The organism is Rhizobium sp. Root708 (assembly GCF_001429725.1).
GTDB lineage: Bacteria > Pseudomonadota > Alphaproteobacteria > Rhizobiales > Rhizobiaceae > Rhizobium.
Window position 1 is genome coordinate 276,727 of sequence record NZ_LMHV01000041.1, and the last position, 20,222, is coordinate 296,948.

Annotated in this window: 20 protein-coding genes and 1 other annotated feature; of the genes, 9 read left to right on the forward strand and 11 right to left on the reverse strand. The window is 59.8% G+C overall.

All coding sequences use genetic code 11. The annotated features are described in order from the left end of the window. Position 1: 1 nt before the first annotated feature. The 3 genes from ASE04_RS22220 to ASE04_RS22230 all read right to left on the reverse strand — a co-directional run bounded on the left by ASE04_RS22220 (position 2) and on the right by ASE04_RS22230 (position 3,247). Positions 2–721, reverse strand: a complete 720-nt coding sequence (locus tag ASE04_RS22220) for a LuxR C-terminal-related transcriptional regulator (RefSeq protein WP_443216902.1) — start codon at positions 719–721, stop codon at positions 2–4. 528 nt (positions 722–1,249) lie between these two features. Then, a complete protein-coding gene (gene cobM, locus ASE04_RS22225) occupies positions 1,250–2,008 on the reverse strand; it encodes a precorrin-4 C(11)-methyltransferase (protein ID WP_056822193.1) in 759 nt (252 codons plus the stop codon). A 9-nt stretch (positions 2,009–2,017) separates the two neighbouring features. Next, positions 2,018–3,247 (reverse strand): bifunctional cobalt-precorrin-7 (C(5))-methyltransferase/cobalt-precorrin-6B (C(15))-methyltransferase, encoded by a 1,230-nt coding sequence (locus ASE04_RS22230; protein ID WP_056822196.1) that lies wholly within the window; start codon positions 3,245–3,247, stop codon positions 2,018–2,020. Between ASE04_RS22230 and ASE04_RS22235 the strand changes: the two genes are divergently transcribed. Further along, entirely contained in the window at positions 3,246–4,001 is a 756-nt protein-coding gene (locus tag ASE04_RS22235; RefSeq protein WP_082597438.1) for a cobalt-precorrin-6A reductase, read from the forward strand. The genes ASE04_RS22230 and ASE04_RS22235 overlap by 2 nt on opposite strands. On the opposite strand, the gene ASE04_RS30330 is transcribed toward ASE04_RS22235, so the two are convergent. The 5 genes from ASE04_RS30330 to cobF are packed head-to-tail and all read right to left on the reverse strand — an operon-like array spanning position 3,988 to position 8,252. Beyond that, on the reverse strand, positions 3,988–4,743 hold the full coding sequence (locus tag ASE04_RS30330) for a precorrin-3B C(17)-methyltransferase (RefSeq protein ID WP_082597439.1): 756 nt from the start codon (positions 4,741–4,743) through the stop codon (positions 3,988–3,990). The two genes, ASE04_RS22235 and ASE04_RS30330, sit on opposite strands and share 14 nt — an antisense overlap. Further along, positions 4,740–5,471, reverse strand: a complete 732-nt coding sequence (locus ASE04_RS22245; RefSeq protein ID WP_056822201.1) for a precorrin-2 C(20)-methyltransferase — start codon at positions 5,469–5,471, stop codon at positions 4,740–4,742. Before ASE04_RS22245 ends, ASE04_RS30330 begins: the two co-directional genes overlap by 4 nt. Next, on the reverse strand, positions 5,468–6,100 hold the full coding sequence (locus ASE04_RS22250; protein WP_056822205.1) for a precorrin-8X methylmutase: 633 nt from the start codon (positions 6,098–6,100) through the stop codon (positions 5,468–5,470). The genes ASE04_RS22245 and ASE04_RS22250 overlap by 4 nt, the downstream gene beginning before the upstream one ends. A gap of 2 nt (positions 6,101–6,102) precedes the next feature. Next, a complete protein-coding gene (gene cobG / locus ASE04_RS22255; protein WP_056822739.1) occupies positions 6,103–7,452 on the reverse strand; it encodes a precorrin-3B synthase in 1,350 nt (449 codons plus the stop codon). A gap of 32 nt (positions 7,453–7,484) precedes the next feature. Further along, the gene (cobF, locus tag ASE04_RS22260) at positions 7,485–8,252 is read right to left on the reverse strand and encodes a precorrin-6A synthase (deacetylating) (protein ID WP_056822208.1); all 768 of its coding nucleotides are present in this window, start codon (positions 8,250–8,252) and stop codon (positions 7,485–7,487) included. Positions 8,253–8,454: 202 nt separating this feature from the next. On the opposite strand from cobF, the gene ASE04_RS22265 reads away from it, so the two are divergent. Genes ASE04_RS22265 through ASE04_RS22290 form a run of 6 tightly spaced genes read left to right on the forward strand, consistent with a single transcriptional unit; the run spans position 8,455 to position 14,154 of the window. Then, positions 8,455–9,339: a dihydrodipicolinate synthase family protein gene (locus ASE04_RS22265; protein ID WP_056822742.1), complete on the forward strand. Its 885-nt coding sequence runs from the start codon at positions 8,455–8,457 to the stop codon at positions 9,337–9,339. 5 nt (positions 9,340–9,344) lie between these two features. Next, positions 9,345–10,022, forward strand: coding sequence for a GntR family transcriptional regulator (locus ASE04_RS22270; RefSeq protein ID WP_443216899.1), 678 nt, complete (start codon positions 9,345–9,347; stop codon positions 10,020–10,022). A gap of 52 nt (positions 10,023–10,074) precedes the next feature. Beyond that, positions 10,075–11,406 (forward strand): ABC transporter substrate-binding protein, encoded by a 1,332-nt coding sequence (locus ASE04_RS22275; RefSeq protein ID WP_056822214.1) that lies wholly within the window; start codon positions 10,075–10,077, stop codon positions 11,404–11,406. Further along, positions 11,406–12,344 (forward strand): carbohydrate ABC transporter permease, encoded by a 939-nt coding sequence (locus ASE04_RS22280; RefSeq protein WP_056822217.1) that lies wholly within the window; start codon positions 11,406–11,408, stop codon positions 12,342–12,344. The genes ASE04_RS22275 and ASE04_RS22280 overlap by 1 nt, the downstream gene beginning before the upstream one ends. 2 nt (positions 12,345–12,346) lie before the next feature. Continuing rightward, complete coding sequence (locus ASE04_RS22285) at positions 12,347–13,162, forward strand: carbohydrate ABC transporter permease (RefSeq protein WP_056822220.1); 816 nt, start codon at positions 12,347–12,349, stop codon at positions 13,160–13,162. Next, positions 13,159–14,154 carry a sugar kinase gene (locus ASE04_RS22290; RefSeq protein WP_056822224.1) on the forward strand — a complete coding sequence of 332 codons (996 nt, stop codon included), beginning with the start codon at positions 13,159–13,161 and terminating at the stop codon, positions 14,152–14,154. Before ASE04_RS22285 ends, ASE04_RS22290 begins: the two co-directional genes overlap by 4 nt. A 73-nt stretch (positions 14,155–14,227) precedes the next feature. Here the strand turns inward: ASE04_RS22290 and ASE04_RS22295 are convergent, their stop codons facing one another. Continuing rightward, on the reverse strand, positions 14,228–15,715 hold the full coding sequence (locus ASE04_RS22295) for a DegQ family serine endoprotease (RefSeq protein WP_056822744.1): 1,488 nt from the start codon (positions 15,713–15,715) through the stop codon (positions 14,228–14,230). A 367-nt stretch (positions 15,716–16,082) separates the two neighbouring features. Here ASE04_RS22295 and ASE04_RS22300 point away from each other — a divergent pair, with 367 nt between their 5' ends. Next, complete coding sequence (locus ASE04_RS22300) at positions 16,083–16,289, forward strand: CsbD family protein (RefSeq protein WP_056822227.1); 207 nt, start codon at positions 16,083–16,085, stop codon at positions 16,287–16,289. Between the two features lie 55 nt (positions 16,290–16,344). Here the strand turns inward: ASE04_RS22300 and ASE04_RS22305 are convergent, their stop codons facing one another. Next, positions 16,345–17,808 (reverse strand): SulP family inorganic anion transporter, encoded by a 1,464-nt coding sequence (locus tag ASE04_RS22305; protein ID WP_056822231.1) that lies wholly within the window; start codon positions 17,806–17,808, stop codon positions 16,345–16,347. A gap of 66 nt (positions 17,809–17,874) precedes the next feature. Beyond that, positions 17,875–17,930, reverse strand: a sequence feature (sul1 is cis-regulatory element that is thought to sense ions involved in sulfur or methionine metabolism; They are found in Alphaproteobacteria). Between the two features lie 221 nt (positions 17,931–18,151). Here ASE04_RS22305 and ppk2 point away from each other — a divergent pair. Continuing rightward, complete coding sequence (gene ppk2 / locus ASE04_RS22310) at positions 18,152–19,066, forward strand: polyphosphate kinase 2 (protein ID WP_056822234.1); 915 nt, start codon at positions 18,152–18,154, stop codon at positions 19,064–19,066. A 66-nt stretch (positions 19,067–19,132) separates the two neighbouring features. Here ppk2 and ASE04_RS22315 read toward each other — a convergent pair whose 3' ends face one another. After that, positions 19,133–20,206, reverse strand: coding sequence for an ABC transporter ATP-binding protein (locus ASE04_RS22315; RefSeq protein ID WP_056822238.1), 1,074 nt, complete (start codon positions 20,204–20,206; stop codon positions 19,133–19,135). Between the last annotated feature and the right edge of the window lie 16 nt (positions 20,207–20,222).

The following is a 20,222-nucleotide window of genomic DNA, read 5'->3' on the forward strand; positions in this document are numbered from 1 at the left end:
GCTATTCTGCAGATGCGCTCCAACGGGACTCGCCCTGGAACATATCGTTGAGCTTGTAGGCGACCTCGGTGCGGTTGGTCGCTTTCAGCTTCTTCATGATGTTGCGGATATGAACCTTGACGGTGCTTTCGCGCAGGTTGAGTTCATACGCAATGATTTTGTTTGCCTTGCCCTTTCGAAGAGCTTGGACCACTTCCGCCTGTCGCAGGGTGAACATGCGGCTGAGTTCTTTCTGCCGGGGCGCGTTGTCGACAACGGTCGACGAAGAGAACGTGTTTCCGGCAATGATGAAGGTGCCACCCGCAACCGCGAGCGCAATCGCTTCCACACATACCTCGACCCCAACGGAGGTCGGAATAAAACCACGTGCACCGCGCTCCAATACTTTGAGCGTCTGGTTCAGGTCATCGCCGTCGGCAAGAATGACGACAGGCGCCGGAGCAAGCTCGGCAGCGATACTTGCAATTTCATCGCAAAGATTGCCGTCGCTTGCTCTGCGACCAGCAATGTTAAACAAAACGGCTGTCAGATTCTGGAACGAATCCTTCTTTCTGCGCCATTCGGATACTGATCCGACAGCGAGCGCCTTCATCCCCAATCCGTTTCTTGTCAGGGTCGTCGCCAGGCATTCGCGCTCAAGCGTCCGGGAGTCGATGATTAGAAGGCAGCGATCATCATCGACGCCGGCGAGATCGTTAAGTCCTCGCGCCGACGTTGTCATCGTCTGTATTTTGCCGATAGGTGTGCGTCCACTTTCAAATTCCGAAGGTACGTAATTCATACTAGCCTCATACTCAATAGTTATCGAGGTGACCATTCGTAACGAAATGCAATACTCTGGGACTTCTTCCTGCTTTATTATATTCAAGTAGTTTCCGGCGCTGACTTCGGTGAAGAGAGAAGGTTTCTACTTTGTTAAGAACCTACATACAGGCCTTCTAATAATCAACCTCAAATATTTATCGGCAAAAGCATAACTAGAGCCTAGTATATAAAATTCTACCTCCATTGGCCCAAAGTAGGAATTTAATTTTCCCAGTATGACCGAAAGGCGATCTTGCAGCACCCTTCCTTTACTGATTGGAAATAACGTTTCTTAATAATAACGGAAAAATATAGTTCTTGCCGCGATTGCTCGGCTGAATATTGCATATGTCCATAAAGTTTCGTTTAAGTTGTATTTAAATCTACATCTCCGCAAGCTAAGAAAAGCATTGAGGAATATCGGGAAGTAACTAAATGGCGACTTTCATCGCCGGTCCCGAAACCGCCTTTGATAGGCTGGATCGTAAAGCGAACTTTCCCGGAAATCGTCGGCCGCGAGCGATGGCCCGACAAATATGATCGCCGTTCGCTCGATCGGGTTCTGCGACAGCTTTGCCTCAATGTCGCCAAGCGTGCCTCGAATGATCCTTTCATCCGACCAGGTGGCCTTAGCCACGATCGCGACCGGGCAATCGGCACCGTAGAGCGGCGTCAGCTCCTCAACGACCTGCGCCAAGGCATGAATCGCGAGATGAATGGCAAGCGTGGATCCGGTCGCCCCGAACTTGGACAGTGTCTCGTCGTTGGGCATCGGCGATGCACGACCCGAGACGCGCGTCAGGACGAGGCTTTGCGCAACCGCCGGGATCGTGAGTTCCCGCCCGAGGGCCGCAGCAGCAGCAGCGAATGAAGGCACTCCGGGCGTCAGCGTGTAGTCGATGCCAAGTCTCTCCAGTCGACGGATCTGCTCCGCGACAGCGCTCCAGACGGACAGGTCGCCGGAATGAAGACGCGCAACATCGTGGCCGGCATCGGCTGCCTTCACATACTCCGCTTCTATCTCATCGAGCGACAATGGCGCGGTATCGACGATCAGCGCATTCGGCGGGCAATACTGCAGCAGTTCCGGCGACACGATCGACCCGGCGTAGAGGCATACCGGGCATCGGCCGATCAGATCGCGACCGCGCACTGTAATAAGGTCTGCGGCACCAGGTCCGGCTCCAATGAAATGCACCGTCATGTCTCGTCTCTACTCCTTCGTCCAGCACCACTGCGTCACCGGCATTGCCGGACGCCAGCCCGTCATTTGACCAATGGCTGCCACGCGGCTGATTTCGATCCGCGTCATCGAGCCACCAATGGCCGCGTGCAGCGCCATTATTTTTGCTTCCATCTCAAGCGTCACGCCATTGGCGACGATGCGGCCACCGGGCTTGAGCGCGGCAAGAGCGGCATCCATGACGCCGTCTTCGCTCCCCCCGCCGCCGACGAAGATAACGTCTGGCCGCGGTAGGTTCTCCAGAGCCTCGGGCGCCCTGCCCTCGACCACCGCAAGAGTGGGCACCCCGAGGTTAGCCGCGTTGCGCGCAATACGCTGCGCCCGTTCGCCCGATTGCTCGACGGCAATGGCTTTGAGAGAAGGGTGCCGCAGCATCCATTCTATCGCGATGGAGCCGGAACCCGAACCGATGTCCCACAGCAGCTCGCCATAACAAGGCGAAAGCGCCGAAAGCGTGATCGCCCGATGCTCCCGCTTGGTAAGCTGGCCGTCGTGCTCAAAGAAGCGATCGTCGAGGCCACTCGCAAAGCCGATTACTCTGGCATCCGCAGCACCCTCAATCTCAAGCGCGCACACATTCAGCGGGTCGATATCGTCAAGATCGAAGTACTCGGCTAGCTGCTGCCGGATACGCTCGCGCGACCCTCCCAGCGCCTCCAGGACATGGATCTTCGACAGTGCGAAGCCTTGACTGCAAAGCAGCGCCGCAAGTTGCGCAGGCGTCTCGGCATCGGAGGTCAGAGCGATTATCCGCCGACCCGGATGCAGATGCGGATAAAGGAGCTCGATCGGTCGGCCATGAAGCGATACCGATGCCACGTCCTGCAGCGCCCACCCAAGCCGCGACGCGGCGAGACTGAAGGATGACGGTGCGGGAATGGTGAGAATCTCGTCCGCAGGAACGTGCCGCGAAAGCGTCGCGCCAACCCCATAGAGAAATGGATCGCCGGAGGCCAGCACCACGACCGGCGTGCCCCTGCGCGCAACGATCTCCGCCACGGAGCGCTCGAAGGGGCTGGCCCAATCCAGCTGCTGGCCTTGAACCAGCGAGGCCATCAACGTGTGGTGTCGCGCGCCGCCATAGACCACCGGAGCCTCTGAAATCAGGCGCTTCGCGTGCTCTCCGAGGGCGGCTGGACCGTCCTCGCCAATCCCGATAATAGTCAGCCAGCGGCCAGGAGCGATCGAGGTTTCAGACATGGACATAATCCGCATCCTGATGCTTGGGGGTACGAGTGAGGCGAGCGCGTTGGCCGAAGCGCTTGCAGGCAATCCGCGCTTTGACGTGCTTCTCTCGCTTGCTGGGCGCACCGTAAAGCCGTCCGCACAACCCGTGCCGGTCCGCATTGGCGGCTTCGGAGGCGCGCAAGGATTGGCAACCTTCCTTCAGGACGGCTGTTTCGATTTGTTGATAGACGCGACGCACCCTTACGCGGTCAATATTTCCAGCAATGCGGCCGAGGCGGTCTTGCACTCGAAAACACGGGCCTTCGGACTGCGCCGCGAGGCGTGGAAACCCGAAGCGGGCGACAACTGGCAAGCTGTTCCCGACGTGCCCCATGCGATTGCCGCGCTCGGACCTGCGTCCCGGCGCGTCTTTCTGGCCATCGGCAGACAGGAGGCGCATAATGCTGAGGCGGCTCCGCAGCATTTCTACCTCGTGCGCAGCGTCGATCCGGTCGATCCGCCGCTGGCATTGCCTTTCGTCGAGACTATTCTCGATCGCGGCCCCTTCGAGGTCGAACGGGAGCTCGAGCTTTTGACGACCCGGCGCATCGACGCAATCATTGCCAAGAACAGCGGCGGAAGCGCCACCTATGCGAAGATCGAAGCCGCTCGTCGTCTGGCTCTGCCCGTCGTCATGATTGAACGCGCTTCCGCCTCCGCGCTGCCGACGGTCAGCAATGTCAGTGAGGCGTTGGCAGCAATCGACCACCTTTTTACCCTGCGATGAAGCGCGGCGTATAAACGATATCCTGCATCCCGGGCCGTGCGACGACTTTTGTCGCCGGCGAGCCAATGATGACACAGGTCGCCATGTCGGCAAGCCCGGCGTCGGCATTCTGTAGCTCCTGCACAACAATGCGCTCGTCGGGCCGACCGGCGGCCCGGCCGAATATAACCGGTGTTGTCGCAGGCAAGTGTGTGCGCAGGAGTTCGAAGGCCTTGGCGAGCTGCCATGGCCGCGCTTTGCTGGTGGGATTATAAAGAGCAATGACGAAGCCGCCGCGGGCGGCAGCTTCCAGCCGGCGTTCGACGATCTCCCAAGGCTTCAGATTGTCGGAGAGCGATATCGTGCAGAAATCATGCCCGAGCGGAGCACCAACCCGGGCTGCGACCGCAAGCATCGCAGTGATGCCGGGAAGAATAACCAGCTCGACTTCGCGCCATTGCGCCGGCCCCGTGTCGATCGCCTCGCAAACCGCGGCTGCCATTGCAAACACACCGGGGTCTCCGCCTGATACGACGCAGACGACCGCACCCGCCGAGGCGGCCTTCAAGGCCGCAGCAGCACGGCTCAACTCCTCGCGATTGTCAGAGGCGTGGCGGTGCTGATCCGGCCGGAGTTCAAGCCGATCGACATAGGGACCGTATCCGAAGAATTCGGTCGAATCGGAAACTGCCCGGCAGGTCTCCGGCGTCATTTGATCCGGGTTACCAGGCCCGGTGCCGATGACGTAAAGCCGACCGCTCATCGCTTCTCCTCCCATCCGGGAACGAGCACCAGCGAAAAATAGGGAGCTTCGTCTTCGGCCCGATCGACAAGCCGCTGCATCGCGCCATTCACCATCGTCCCGCGCTCGACGTAGACTGCCTCGCCAAGACGTCCCGAGCGCTGAAGCGCGCGCCGGATCTTCGGCAGATTGCGCCCGACCTTCATGATGACCGCGGCTTGGGTATCGATGAGCCTGCGCTCCAGCTCATCTTCGGCCATTGTGCCTGGCAGAACGCAGAGGACATCGTCACCCTGCACGATCGGTATACCGGCCAGCGACCAGCACCCCGACATCGCGCTGATCCCCGGCACCACCTGCGTCGGATAGCGGTTCGCCAGTCGCACGTGCAGATGCATATAAGAACCGTAGAAAAGCGGATCGCCTTCGCTCAGAATAACGACCGTCTTGCCGTCATCGAGATGACCGGCGATCGTTTCTGCCGATTGCTCGTAAAATGCGGTGATCTGATCGACATACGCGGCTTCCGATTTATCGATCTCGGTCGTGACCGGATAATAAAGTGGAACAAGCGTCGTGTCGGCGCGCAGCAAATGCTCGACCACAGCCTTCCCGTTGCCCGACCTGCCCTGCTTGGCAAAATAGGCCACGACGTCGGCGCTCTCGATCGCCTTGACCGCCTTGACCGTCAACAGCTCCGGATCACCGGGGCCGGTGCCGACGCCGATGAGACAACCCTGACCGCTCATAGTCCGGGCCTCGCCAGAGCGTTAAGTGCGGCTGCCGTCATTGCACTCCCGCCCAGTCGTCCTTTGACGATCGCAAAGGGCACGCCGTAGGAATTCTCGGCAAGAGCATCCTTCGATTCTGCTGCACCGACGAATCCGACCGGCATTCCGATGATCGCAGCTGGCTTGGGCGCTCCATCGCGAAGCATTTCAAGCAAATGAAAAAGTGCCGTCGGGGCATTCCCGATCGCGACCACGCTTCCGGCAAGCCGGTCCATCCAAAGATGAATGGCCGCGGCCGACCGCGTGTTTTTGGTCTGCTTTGCCAACTCAGCCGTACGCGGATCGTGGAGCGTGCACAGAACGTCATTGCTCGCCGGCAGGCGCGCGCGCGTCACGCCATGAGCGACCATCTCGGCGTCGCAAAGGATCGGCGCACCGGCTTTCAGGGCAGCTCGCGCATCGCTGACAAAAGTCGGCGAGAACAAGAACCGCTCGCTCGCCTCCACTAGGCCACAGGCGTGGATCATGCGGACGGCAACGTCTGCCTCCTGCTCCGAAAACCGGGTAAGATCCGCCTCTGCCCTGATGATTGCAAACGACCGCTCGTATATTGCGTCGCCGCTATGGATGTAATCGTATTCTGGCATTCCTATTCCTGTCGCAGCGCGCCCACGATGCGCTTCTTGCCGAGGCGCGCGAGGCAAGTGGCGGTCGTTTCGCCGCCCTGTTTCTCTGCCTCTATGAGGCGCGCCAGCCTCTCTATAGCGGATTCGATGTCACCGCCAGCGATCAGTGCATCAGGCGGATCGGAAGCGCGACCGGAAAGCACGACATGGTAGCCGCCGTCAACACCGGCAAACGTCAGCGCGGCACGACGCTCAGCGCACCCCTTGACACAGCCGGACATGTGAACCGCCAGCGAGCCGTCGAGAACGCCCGGCCAACGGTCGATCATGGTCTCGCCCAGCGCCCGTGTGTGATAGTGGCCGGACGCACACGCTCCGGCTCCGGCGCAAGCTGCCATTTTGATCGACGGGTCATCCGCGTCGATCGACAGACCGTGGCGCCGTGCTGCGTCTGCGACAATATCTATATCGGACTTCGCGAAACCAACAAGAAACAGCCACCGTCCCGGCCCCGGCCGCAGGCTCTGAATGCCGAGGTGGCTGATATCATCAATGAAGCCAATCAGATCGGCTGCCCGCAACTGACCAAACCGGGCTCGCAGGCCATAGGCAATTGCTCCGCCATCGATCTGCACTAGGCCGATCGGAGCTTCGGGTGTTGCCCGTATGATTGTCTCGCTGCTTTCAGGCAACTCCGGGAATGTCGCGTGCAATCGGTCCGACGGAATGTCGCGCCACCGCGCGCCGCCATTCTCGGCGAGGAACTGCAGCAGCTTTTCAAGACAGTCGACTGCCTCTCCGGCGTTCCCGACGGCAACAGGGAGGCGCTTATGTCCATCTGCATTGATCAAAACCAGCCAGCGTTCTGGCCCAATGGCTTCCAGACGAATATCGGCGGGCACGGCGGAGAGTCCAAAAGGACCGCCGCCATCGATGACGACGGAGAGCTTTGCGGCAAGCTTTTTCGAGTCCAGCAGGGCAGTCAGACGCTGTCGCACCAAGTCTTCGAGCGCGGCGGCGTTGGCATTCTCTTGAAACAGGCCATGGAGGGGCGGCAGTTCGATCGCCGGTCCTTTCGGAATTTCGATTGCCGCCTCATGAAGTGCCGCCGCCAGGGGTGCGATCATCTCGGAGGTCAGGCCACGAATTTGAATGCTGCCGCGGGCCGTGATTTCAATAAGTCCGTTGCCGAACCGGAGCGCGGCTTCTCCCAATGCTCGACCTTGTTGGAGACTGAGAATGCCATGCCGAGGGCGCAGGCGCACCAGCAACCCGTCACCCGTCTGCATTGGCTCGGTCAGGCTCGGGCATGCGCCCCTTCGCGATGCGGCGACAACACCAGCGTCTGGGCGATCGCTTTGCTCGCTTGCCATGTCAAAAGGCTCCGGGTGGACGACAGCGCGCGTCAAGTCTCTTCAAGATCCTGCCCCTTCCGCAGCAGGTAGATGTCCATGATCCAGCCGTGGCGTTGCCGCGCTTCGGCGCGCGCCTTCAGGATTTCCTCGGCGATATCACCCAACCGTCCGGAGAGGATGATTTCGTCCTCCGTTCCAAGATAGGCGCCCCAGAAGATCTCCGCATCGGGCTCGTCGATCTTGCGAAACGACTGTTCGCCATCGAGCATCACGACTGTCGATTCCGATTGCAGACCAAGCTCCGAAAGACGGCGTCCCGTCGTGATTTCCACAGGCTTGCCAACGTGATTGAGGGGTATGCGGTGACTTGCCGCCAGCGCCTGGACGCTCGTTATGCCGGGAACGATGCTGTAGTCGAATTCGACTGTCATTCGCTCCCTGGCCCGCTCGATGATGCGGATCGTGCTATCATAGAGGCTCGGATCGCCCCAAACCAGAAAAGCCCCGGCACCATTCGGGGGAAGGCTGAGGATCAGGTCGACATAGCTATCGGCGAGCGCGGCATGCCATTCAGCTACGCTCTGGACGTAGCTTCGGCCTTCCGTCTGACGTTTTGGAACCTCGTAGTCGATGATCGAGCAACGCGGATTGGAAATGTAGCGCTCGCAGATGTCTCTGCGCACCAATGCAAGCCCCTCTTTGCCCTCGCCCTTCGTCGGGAGAAACACAGCATCGGCGGCATTCATCGCGTTGATCGCCTGAATGGTAACGTGTTCCGGATTTCCGGTCCCGATGCCGATGATGTGAATATGCCGCAAATGTCCGGTCCTTGGTCGATCTGTCTCCGTATCTGAAACAGCCGAGCCAACTTCGCAAGAGAGAACCGGTAATTTGGATATACCGGGTCACGCCTGCGCTCACGCTGGTCGCCGAATACGTCCACATCTTCGTGGTAGTTTAGACGTTTACAACTAACATGTCAGTCTGCTATATCTAACCCGTCAATTGGGAGGAATGAAGTTGACTGAGAAATTCGGGCTGTCCGTTGCGCTTGCCACGCCGTTTGACGCCAATGGTGACATCGACGTCGACGCGATGATCGCACAGGCGAAACGAAGCCTTGCAGCAGGATGTGCGAGCGTCACGCTGTTCGGCACGACAGGCGAGGGTTGCTCCGTCGGCACGCAGGAACGGGAACGCATTCTTGCAGCCTTGATTGGTTCCGGCATCCAGCCTCGCAACATCGTCATGGGTGTGCTGGTCGACGCTGCCGAAGACGCTGCCGCGCAAACCGGCCACGCGCTGTCGCAAGGCGTACGCAATATCCTGCTCGCGCCGCCTTCCTACTTCAAGAATGTCAGCGATGATGGACTATTCAAATGGTTCTCCGCGGTGTTCGCGATCCTCGGCGACAAGGCGCGGGACATCATCGTCTACAATATTCCTTCGGTAACCATGGTGCCGCTGACGGTCTCGCTGATTGCCCGCCTTCGCGACGCCTTTCCGGCTGTGGTCACCGGCGTCAAGGATTCGTCGGGCGACTGGCCGTTCACCGAAACGCTTCTCAAGGCGCATGGCGACCTGATCATTCTGATCGGCGATGAACGGCATCTTGCGAAAGGTGTGCGGCTCGGTGGCCAGGGCGCCATATCCGGAATGGCGAACTTCCTCCCCCGCGAAGTCAAGGCGATGGCCGAAGAGGGCACGGATGACGCCCGGATCGAGGACTTCGTTCTGGAGCTTCTGAAATACCCTGTCACGGCAGCGGTCAAGGTCATGGTCGCCCGGCTTACCGGCGATGATGTTTGGCTTGCGGTTCGCCCGCCGCTCGTTTCAATATCCGAAGGGGGACAAGAACAGCTTGCTCTTGCCTTCGATTCACTTTTCCGCTCCAAAGCAGCATAGGCGCCATGTACGAGGGGGAGCCGATGGACGGAACGGACGAACAGCCGACACTGCGGGAAAAGGCGTATGAGAGCTTCACGCGCCACCTGCTGGCGCGCGACGTCCGTCCCGGTCAGTTCGTCTCCCAGCGCCGGCTTGTCGAATTGACGGGGCTGACACTTGCGGCGATCCGCGAACTCATTCCCCGGCTTGAGGCGGAAGGGTTGATCAAGACGGTCCCGCAGCGCGGTCTGCAGATTGCCCACATCGACCTGAACCTCATTCGTGAGGCCTTTCAGCTGCGCCTTTTCCTGGAGAAGGAGGCGGTGGCACTGTTCACACGCTCCGCGTCCGACGAGGCGATCGCGAAGCTCGTAGGGCAGCATCGCGACATCACCGACGCAATTGCCAATGGTGACGCGTCGCACGAACTGGAAGTCCGCGCCCAGGTCGTCGACTGGGGCATGCATGATGCCTTCATCGACGCGCTGGGAAACACGATCATTTCCAACGCCTATCGGGTCAACTCGATCAAGATGCGCCTGATCAGCCAGGAGCGCTTCCGCATCGATGGCCGCGTTGGTCCTGTCATGGGAGAGCACCTGAAGGTTCTGGAAGCAATCGAGCGGCGATCGGCAGAGGACGCCGTCAGCAATCTCGCCGCGCACATCAACCACGCGAGGGATCGCGCACTGAGGATCTAGTTCATAACAAGCCGGCGATGAGGAGATCGCCGGCAACAAGAGGAGGAGTTACATGCCATCATCATTTTTAAACCCGACCCGGCGCGGCTTTCTCGCCGGCAGCGCGGCACTCGGTGCCAGCACCCTCGCGGGCTTCCGCCCGGCCGCGGCTGCTGTTGACTGGAAGCGCTTTTCCGGCACGACACTGGAAGTCAACCTGGTCAAGAGCCCACGCAGCGAAACGCTGATCAAGTATCTCTCGGAATTCGAAGACCTGACCGGCATCAAGGTCAACGCCGAGGCCACGCCCGAGCAGCAGCAACGCCAGAAGACCACGATTGAATTGGCCTCCGGCAAGCCGAGCTTCGACGTCGTGCATATGAGCTACCACGTCCAGAAGCGCCAGTTCGAAAAGGGCGGTTGGCTTGCGGATATCAGCGGTTTCCTGAAGGATCCGTCACTCACCGATCCGTCGCTGGTCGAGAGCGACTTCGCGGAAGCCGGCATGACCTTCGCAAAGGACAGCGACGGCGTCCTGCGCTCCCTGCCCTTCTCGGTCGACTACTGGATCATCTACTGGAACAAGGCGCTCTTCGAGAAGAAGGGGCTTTCCTATCCGACCACCTTCGATGAACTGGCAAGCGCCGCCGAAGCACTGACCGATCCATCGGCCGGCACCTATGGTTTCGTTGCGCGCGGGCTGAAGAACGCCAACACGCCGGTCTGGACGACCCTGCTTCTCGGCCATGGATCGAGCCCGCTCGGACCGGACGGCAAGCTGCGCACGAACTCCGAGGAGGCGATCGAGGCCGCCAAGCTTTACCAGCGCCTGATGACCAAGGCCGCACCTCCCGGCGTATCCGGCTTCAACTGGGCCGAAGCCCAGTCCGCCTTCCTGCAGGGCAAGATCGGCATGTGGCTCGATGGCGTCGGCTTCGCACCGCCGATCGAAAACCCCGAGAAGTCCCGCGTCGTTGGCCAGGTTGGCTACGGCGTCATGCCGAAGGGGCCGAAGGCTCAGGCCGCCGCGACCACGGGAGACGGTCTCGGCGTGGTCGCCGCCAGCCAGAAAAAGGAAGCAGCCTATCTCTTCTGCCAGTGGGCCATTTCCCACGATATGGGTGCGCGTCTCTTGCAGGCGGGCGCTGGCGTTCCTTTCCGGCAGTCCATTCTGGAAGACGCCAAAGTACGCGAAGGCGTCAAGATGCCTTCGACCTGGCTCGATGCCGTTGCCGGTTCGGCCAAGGTATCGCAACTGGCACTGCCCGTTATCATCCCGGTCACGGAGTTCCGTGACATCTACGGCGTCGGCCTGACCAACATGATCGGCGGCGCCGACCCTGCGGCGGAGCTGAAGAATGCCACGGCTCAGTTCGAGCCGGTTCTGGCGCGAAGCGAGGGATAATGGCATCGGTGGGCATGGAAACCACAGCCGCGGTCAAGGCCGCGGCGAAACAGCGGAGCAAACCGGGCCGGTTTGCTCCCAACTATTGGCCTTTCGTCATTCCCGCTCTGGTCGTCGTGGCGGCTGTGATCGTCTTTCCCTGGGTCTTCACCCTCTGGATGAGCGTCAACAGCTGGACACTGGGCCAGGCTCAGGTCTTCGCCGGGTTGGACAACTATCTCCGCTTGGCGGTTGACCTGCGTTTCTGGGAATCGCTGTGGCATACCGTGCTCTATACGACGCTGTCGGTCGTTGCTCCCCTGTTTCTGGGAACACTGGCTGCGCTCATCTTCGACGCGCAATTTCCGCTGCGCGGTGTTCTGCGAGGCATATTCGTGATGCCGATGATGGCGACCCCGGTCGCCATCGCCCTCGTCTGGACGATGATGTTTCACCCGCAACTCGGCGTGCTGAATTACCTGCTGTCCTTCATAGGCATCGGGCCACAGGAATGGATCTACAACCAGATGAGCGTCATTCCCTCGCTGGTGCTCGTGGAAACCTGGCAATGGACGCCGCTTGTGATGCTGATCGTGCTGGGCGGACTGGCTGCAGTGCCGCGTGAGCCGTATGAAAGCGCGGAAATCGACGGCGCGAACGTCTGGCAGAAATTCCGCTACCTCACATTGCCGATGATCGCACCATTCCTGATGATCGCGGTCATCATCCGCAGCATCGATGCCGTCAAGAGTTTCGACATCATCTACGCGATGACACAAGGCGGCCCAGGCACTGCCTCGGAGACCATCAATATCTATCTCTACAATACGGCCTTTTCCTACTACGACATCGGATATGGCTCGGCGATGGCCGTCATATTCTTCGTGCTGATCGTCGTGCTCTCTTTCATTCTGTTGAAGGTCAAACAGCGCGCCAACTGGTCCGACGGAGAGGCATGATAATGAAGCGCAAGGCACTCGATCGGCTTGGACTTTTGTTCGTGGCCCTGGTGATGGTCTCGCCGGTGATCCTGTTCTTCCTCTGGATGATCTCGCTGTCTCTCAAATACGAGATCGACAACGGCGCCTATCCGCCGATCTTCATCCCCGAACGCTTCGCATGGTCGAACTACTTGAAGGTTTTCGAAGAAAACAACTTCTTCCTCTATCTCTGGAACTCGGTGCTGGTGACGGGTGCTGCAACGCTGCTAGCACTCCTGATCGGCGTTCCGGCCGGCTACGGCATAGCCCGCCTGAAGGCTGAGAAATCGGCGGTCATCATCATGATCGCCCGGATGACGCCCGGCCTCTCCTTCCTGATACCGCTGTTCCTTCTCTTCCAATGGCTGAATCTGCTTGGCACGCTTTGGCCCCAGATCATTATCCACCTCGTCGTCACCGTCCCGATCGTCGTCTGGATCATGATCGGCTATTTCGAAACAACGCCGATGGAACTGGAAGAGGCCGCAAGCATCGATGGGGCGACGCCGTGGCAAGTCTTCCGGCTGGTCGCGCTGCCGATCGCGCGGCCAGGCATCGTCGTCGCCTTCATCCTATCGGTGATCTTTTCCTGGAACAACTTCGTCTTCGGCATCGTGCTTGCAAGCCGTGAGACGCGCACTCTGCCGGTCGCGGTCTACAACATGCTTTCGTTCGAACAGGTTAGCTGGGGGCCGCTGGCCGCAGCCGCCCTCATCGTGACGCTGCCGGTGCTGATCCTGACGGTCTTCGCACAGCGGCAGATCGTCGCCGGTCTTACCGCAGGTGCCGTGAAGTGACGAAGGCTGTTGACGCTCAGCCCGAGCCGGTGCGGCATGTCCTGTGCGTCGGTGCTGCCGTCCTTGATACGCTCTTCAGGGTCCGCACCATGCCCACCGGGCAGGGCAAGGTCCTGCCCTACGAGATGCTGCAGATTGCCGAAGGCATGGCCTCCAGCGCTGCCTTTGCCGTTGCAAGGCTTGGCGGCAAGGCAACCCTCTGGGGCGCTGTCGGAAACGATGATACCGGCGCGCGGATCGTCAGCGACCTTCAGGCAAGCGGTGTGAACACCAGCCAGATGCGACGTGTCGATGGCGCCCGTTCGGCTCTGTCCACAATTCTGATCGATGATGACGGAGAGCGCCTGATCGTGCCCTTCTACGATCCGCGCCTGCATGACGTCGTTCCCTTCGTCAGCCCCGAGGATCTTGCCGACTTCGATGCGGTGCTCGTCGATGTTCGTTGGCCAGATCTGGCGCTTCAGACCTTGCGTGCGGCACAAGAGGCCGGAATTCCCTCTATCCTCGATGGCGATGTAGCGCCTGACGGCATCATTGAGATGCTGGCGCCGTCGGCGACCCACATCGTCTTCTCCCAGCCGGCCGCCGAACGTGTTTCGGGACTGAACGATCCGCTTGCTATCCTTACCGCTCTCAAGGAACGGTTCAGCCAGGCCTTCATCAGCGTCACGATGGGCGAGAAGGGCTGCTATTGGTTTGATGAAGAAAGAGGCTTCGTCCGGCATCTTGAGGCTCCGCGGATCAAGGCCATCGATACGCTGGCCGCCGGAGATATTTTTCACGGAACCTTCGCGCTGACCCTGGCGGAAAGAATGCCGATGGAAGACATCATGCGTCTGTCTTCCATGGCGGCGGCCATCAAATGTCAGAAATTTGGAGGCCGGATAGGAGCGCCGACGCGCCCGGAACTGTACGCCGCGCTCGCGGACTGGCAGCCGGCTGCGGTCGACATGCCCTTGCGAAACTCGCCCGACGCCGAGATCAGCGCCTGACGCTCTACTTAACTCTTGAGAAAGCGTCAGGCCGGAGCTGGATGGAACTCCGGCCTGCGATGCGGTCTGCCTCTCAGGCGGACTTGAAAGGCACTGCCACGAAGGTCTGAGCCCCGCTGCGTTCGATCAGCAGAAGAACCGACTTGTGACCGGCTTTGGCGGCTTCCGCGACCGCATGCTTGACATCACGGGCGCCGCCGACCGGCTTGTCGTTTACGGCGACGATAACGTCGCCCGCCTGGACGCCTGCCGCCGCGGCAGGCTTGTCGGGGTTGACACTCGCGACGAGGGCTCCGGCCGAACCTTTCGGCAGATTAAGCTCCTGCCGGGCGTCCGGCGTCAGGTTCGCAAGGCCGATACCGATCGTCGGTCCAGCATTGGCCTCTGGCTTAGTATCTGCTGCAGCCTGCTGTTCGCCGTCATCGTTGCCGGCAATCGTCACGCTCACATCCGTCGTCTTGCCATCGCGCCAGACGCTCAGTGTTCTCTGGTCACCAGGCGCAAGATCGGCGACCAGGCGCGACAGGTCCTTGGGAGTCCTGACTTCGCTGCCGCCGACGGCGGTGACAATGTCGCCGGGCTTTACACCGGCCTGCGCGGCGGGGGCGTCATCGCTGACGGCAGCCACGAGCGCTCCTTGCGCCTTTGACAAGCCGACCGCATCGGCAACATCCTGGGTGACCGGCTGGATCTGCACACCGAGATAGCCGTGCTCGATGGAGCCGCTCTTCTGCAGTTTCGCGACGATAGCCTTGGCCTCGTCGGAAGGAATTGCGAAGCCGACGCCGACACTGCCACCGTTCGGCGAATAGATCGCCGTATTAATGCCGACGACATTGCCGGTGCTATCGACAAGCGGTCCGCCCGAATTGCCGTGATTGATCGGCGCATCGATCTGGATGAAGTCGTCATACGGTCCGCTGTGGAGATCGCGACCGCGAGCCGAGACGATACCGGCCGTGACGGTCGTGCCAATGCCGAACGGATTGCCGATCGCCAAGATCTGATCTCCAAGCTTGAGCTTGTTTGAATCGCCCCAGGCGATCGTTGCAAGCGGCTTGGGTGCGTCGATCTTGAGTACGGCCAAGTCAGACTTGGCGTCGCTCCCAAGCAGCTTTGCCGGCAACTCCGTGCCATCGTCGAGCGTAACCTTGATAGTCACGGCATGGTCGATGACGTGGTTGTTGGTGACGATCACACCATCCGGGCTGATGATGAAACCGGAGCCGAGCGCCATGGCACGTTGTCCCTCACTGTGAGGCGCCGCCTTTGGCGTCGGAATGCCCTGCTGTTCGAAGAACTGCCGGAACTCGTCGTCGGGCGCGGCCTGCTGCTGGTCATCGCTGACATCAGCCTTCATGGTGGTGGTCACGGTCACGACCGCGGGCTTGTCGGCATCGACCACCGAGGCGAAGGATCCGCCGTTGGCAGCAGGGCTGGCGACAGCCGCCGGAGCGGCATTCGCGCTGATATCGAAGGCGAACGGCAAGGCGGCTGCGCCTGCCACGATTGCGGCACCGACCAGGGCCGCGGTGCGGTGCTTCAGGAGAATTCTGGGCATGGCAAAATATCCCTTCAAACGTGGGGTTACGGCGTCTTCTTCCTGCTCGGGAATGGGCGTCGGGGCTCTTGGACGCTAACTTGAACAGAACCGCCTGAGGTAATTCCAGGACCTACTCTTACCGGCTCAAAGCATCAGCGTTGAAATTTATATGCGCCCGCCAACGCTCCTTTACAAATTAAATGTTGATTACCGTTTCATTGCAAAGCCGTAAGCATTACAATAATTTAATACTTAAAACACACGACTTCAGCGCGATGCGTCGGCGAAGCCGCGGCTGCCTGCAGCCAGCCCAAATCCGCACGAAAATGAAACCTTATCCGAGCTGCATCGTTGCCATTCTATCCAAAGCAGAAGGAGAATATCGATGGATTGGAATCGCGTCGAAGGAAACTGGAAGCAGATGAAGGGCAAGGTTAAGGAACAGTGGGGCAAGCTCACAGACGACGACCTTGATCAGATTGCCGGCAAGCGCGAACAGCTGGAAGGCAAATTGCAGGAACGTTACGGCCTCGCCAAAGATCGCGCGAAGAACGACATCGACAGCTGGTACGACAACCAGACTTGGCACTAGGATCGCCTGGACGCCAAAGGTTTTAGAGCCCGCCGGCTAGCCGGCGGGTTTATTTCTATACTTCTTTTAGCGGCGTCGATCCGAGGCTCCCGATCAACGTCGCACTGGCATCGTTCAAACCGACAACAACGACCGAGGCGTGGTGCTTGCGGAAGCGCTCGACGACCTTTTCCAGGGCGGCGACCGCCGTAATATCCCAGAAATGAGCCTGAGAAACGTCGATCACAACGGCATCTTCCGCCGCGCCCTGTATGTCAAAAGCATCAACGAACATGTCGGCGGATGCAAAGAACACCTGGCCCGATACGCGATAGGTCAGCTTGCCCGTTTCCGGATCGGCTTCGGACTTGACCTGAAGGAGCCGCGCGACCTTGAAGGTGAAGAATACGCCGCTGAGGAGAACGCCCACTGTGACGCCGAGTGCCAGGTTGGCACTCAATACGGTCACGATCACCGTCGAGAACATCACCATGCTCGAGGTCTTCGGATGAACGATCAGCGTTCGCACGGAGGCCCAGTCGAAGGTATCGATGGACACCGTCACCATGATCGCAACGAGCGCGGCAACCGGCACCTGGGAAACCCAGGGCTTCAACAGCACCATCAGGATCAACAGGAAGGCACCGGCAAAGAGCGTCGATAGCCGACCGCGGCCACCATATTTCACATTGCTGACCGTCTGCCCGATCATTCCGCAGCCGGCGATACCGCCAAAGAGGCTGGCCGCGGCATTCGCCATTCCAAGACCCAGGCATTCCCGATTCTTGGAGCTCGGCGTACCCGTCAGATCGTCAACGACGCTAGCCGTCATCAGCGATTCCAGCAGCCCCACCATGGCTATCGCCAGGGCGGGCGGCGCAATGATCGACAGTGTTTCCCAGGTCAACGGCACCGTTAGCCAGGAGAACGTGGGAAGGGAATCCGGAAGCTTGCCGAGGTCGGCAACGGTCGGTATCGGCAGCTTCAAATAGACCGATGCCAGCGTCAGGACGAGAATACAGATCAACGGCGAAGGGATTGCGGTCGAAATTCGCGGAACCAGATAGATGATCGCAAGCCCTGCCGCCAGCATGGCGTAGGCAGTCCAGCCGCCACCGAGAATATGCGGCAGCTGCGCCGAGAAGATGAGGATCGCCAGCGCGTTTACGAAACCGGTGCGGACCGACTTGGAGACGAACCGCATGAGGGCCCCAAGCCGAAGCAAGCCGAAAGCAATCTGGAATACGCCCGCGAGCAATCCAGCCGCGAGCAGATAGGGAAGCCCATGCGAATGGACGAGCGGCGCGGCGACGAGTGCCACCGATCCCGCTGCAGCCGACACCATGGCTGGCCTGCCGCCGGTGAAGGCGATGACGATTCCGATGACGAAGGAGGCGAAAAGACCGACCTCCGGATCGACGCCGGCGACGAAGGCAAAGGCAATGACCTCGGGGATCAATGCGAAGGTCGCGACGGCCCCGGCTAGAATTTCGCGCGCCGGATTGGCGCCCCAATCTCGACGAATGGCTGATAATGGCATGTGAATGGATCTCGCAAAGCTGGCTGATACCGCTATCCAGCGGTTTTAATAGGCCTGCAGGCTGTGCGTTGTCTGGCGGATCGGCGGCCAGAAGAGCCACCCGGATTTTCACCGGGTCCAGGGTGAGTTCGAACTTTATAGTCGAATGCGATTTCGCATGGCAACATCAAAGCCGTTCTCATTTCGAAAGCAGCCGCTCGACAAGCGAGTTCGCGGTAAGTTGACCTCCTTCGGCAAGGTGTCATGCTGCGTTCATGCTTACAAGCTAGATGCCCTTAGGCATCTGGTGTCGAGGCATCGTTAGCCGACAACCGTATCGTGCGGGCACAGCGAGGGGTAAAGGATGAAACCGTCTGACAATAATCAACAGGACTGGCTCGAAGCCGAGTTGGCCGACACGATCGACGAAGACTATGAGCTGGAGCTATCCGAGCCCGCCCTGTCGGACGCGATCCGTAAAATCTATCGCGAAGCTCACCCCGCGTCGATTCCCCGCCTTGATTACTTCCGAGCTCTTCTCGCTCTTCAGTCCGAGCTGATCAAGCTTCAGGACTGGGTGGTCTACAATAAGGAGAAAGTGGTCGTCATTTTCGAAGGTCGCGACTCGGCCGGAAAGGGCGGCGTCATCAAGCGCATAACCCAGCGCCTCAATCCGCGTGTCGTTCGCGTGGTCGCATTGCCGGCACCGTCGGACCGCGAAAAGACGCAGTGGTATTTCCAGCGCTACGTGCCGCACCTTCCTGCAGGCGGCGAGATCGTTCTTTTCGATCGATCCTGGTACAATCGCTCGGGCGTCGAACGGGTGATGGGTTTTGCCGGTGAGGATCAGGTGGAACAGTTCTTCGATGACGTTCCCGAATTCGAACGCATGCTCGTCCGCTCCGGCATCAGGCTCGTCAAATACTGGTTCTCCATAACCGACGAAGAACAGCAGATGCGCTTTCTCGTGCGCATTCACGATCCGCTGAAGCAGTGGAAATTGTCGCCGATGGATCTGGAGTCCCGCGTCCGCTGGGAATCCTATACCAAGGCGAAGGAAGAGACTTTCGCGCGCACCAATATTCCTGAGGCGCCGTGGCATATCGTCGAAGGCAACGACAAGAAGCGGGCGCGACTGAACTGCATCGACCACCTGCTGCAGCTCATCCCCTATACGGATGTCCCGCACGAGGAAATCACCCTTCCGGATCGCGTCTTCAATCCGGATTACGAACGCAAGGTGCTTCCACCGGAACTCTATGTTCCGAGCAAATACTAAGCGTCACGCACAAACGGATGATATCTGCCTGACGGCAGGCAGATATCAAACCGAAGGCGCGCTCGACTATCGCATCCGAACTCCAGCTTCATCGAAGTAGCGATACTTGTCTGATGGTGCCGAAAGCGCGATTTTCTGCCCTTCCGCGATGTCCGGGCCGTCTCGCTGTTCGACAACGAGACTTTGCCCGTCCGCAAGCGTGCAGTAGACGTAGCGCAGCCCGCCAAGATACTCAGTGAATTCGACCGTGGCGCGGATCGCGCCGCTACCATCGCTGACCTGAAAGTGCTCAGGCCTGATCCCGAAGATCAGCTTGTCTCCGACATCGGGATGCTGGCCGCTGAAACCCTCGGCCACGAGATTCTGTCCGCCGACGCTCAGCTGACCATCCCCGCGCCAGATAGCGTTGAGCAGATTCATCCGGGGCGACCCGATGAAACCCGCAACAAAGACGTTGGCCGGGTTCTCATAGACCTCTCGCGGCGAGCCGGTCTGCTCGATCCGCCCATCCCTCAGCACGACGATCTTGTCTGCAAGCGTCATCGCTTCCGTCTGATCATGGGTCACATAGATCATCGTGTTGGCAAGCTTGCGGTGCAGCTTGGCGATCTCGATGCGCATCGAGACACGCAGTTCGGCGTCCAGATTCGACAGGGGTTCGTCGAAAAGGAATACGTCCGGCTCGCGCACGATCGCGCGGCCGATCGCCACGCGTTGCCGCTGGCCGCCGGAAAGCTGCCCTGGGCGGCGCTCGAGCAGATGGTCGATCTTGAGGACGCCGGACGCCTGTCCGACGCGGCGGGCGATTTCCGCCGCGTCAGTGTTTGCCATCTTCAGTCCGAAGCCGAGATTGTCGCGGACGCTCATATGCGGATAAAGCGCATAGGACTGGAAGACCATGGCGATGCCGCGCTCGGAGGGGTCGAGATCGGTCACGTCGCGGCCCTTGATCACGATCTCCCCCGAGGTCACATCCTCAAGCCCCGCAATCATTCGCAGGAGAGTCGACTTGCCGCATCCGGAGGGACCGACGAAGACGACGAACTCGCCTTCGTCGATGGCAAGATCGATCCCGTGAACGACTTGCAAACTGCCGTAGCTCTTGCGGACGTCACGTAATTCGACACTTGTCTGTTTCATGTGTCGTGCCCCTGGC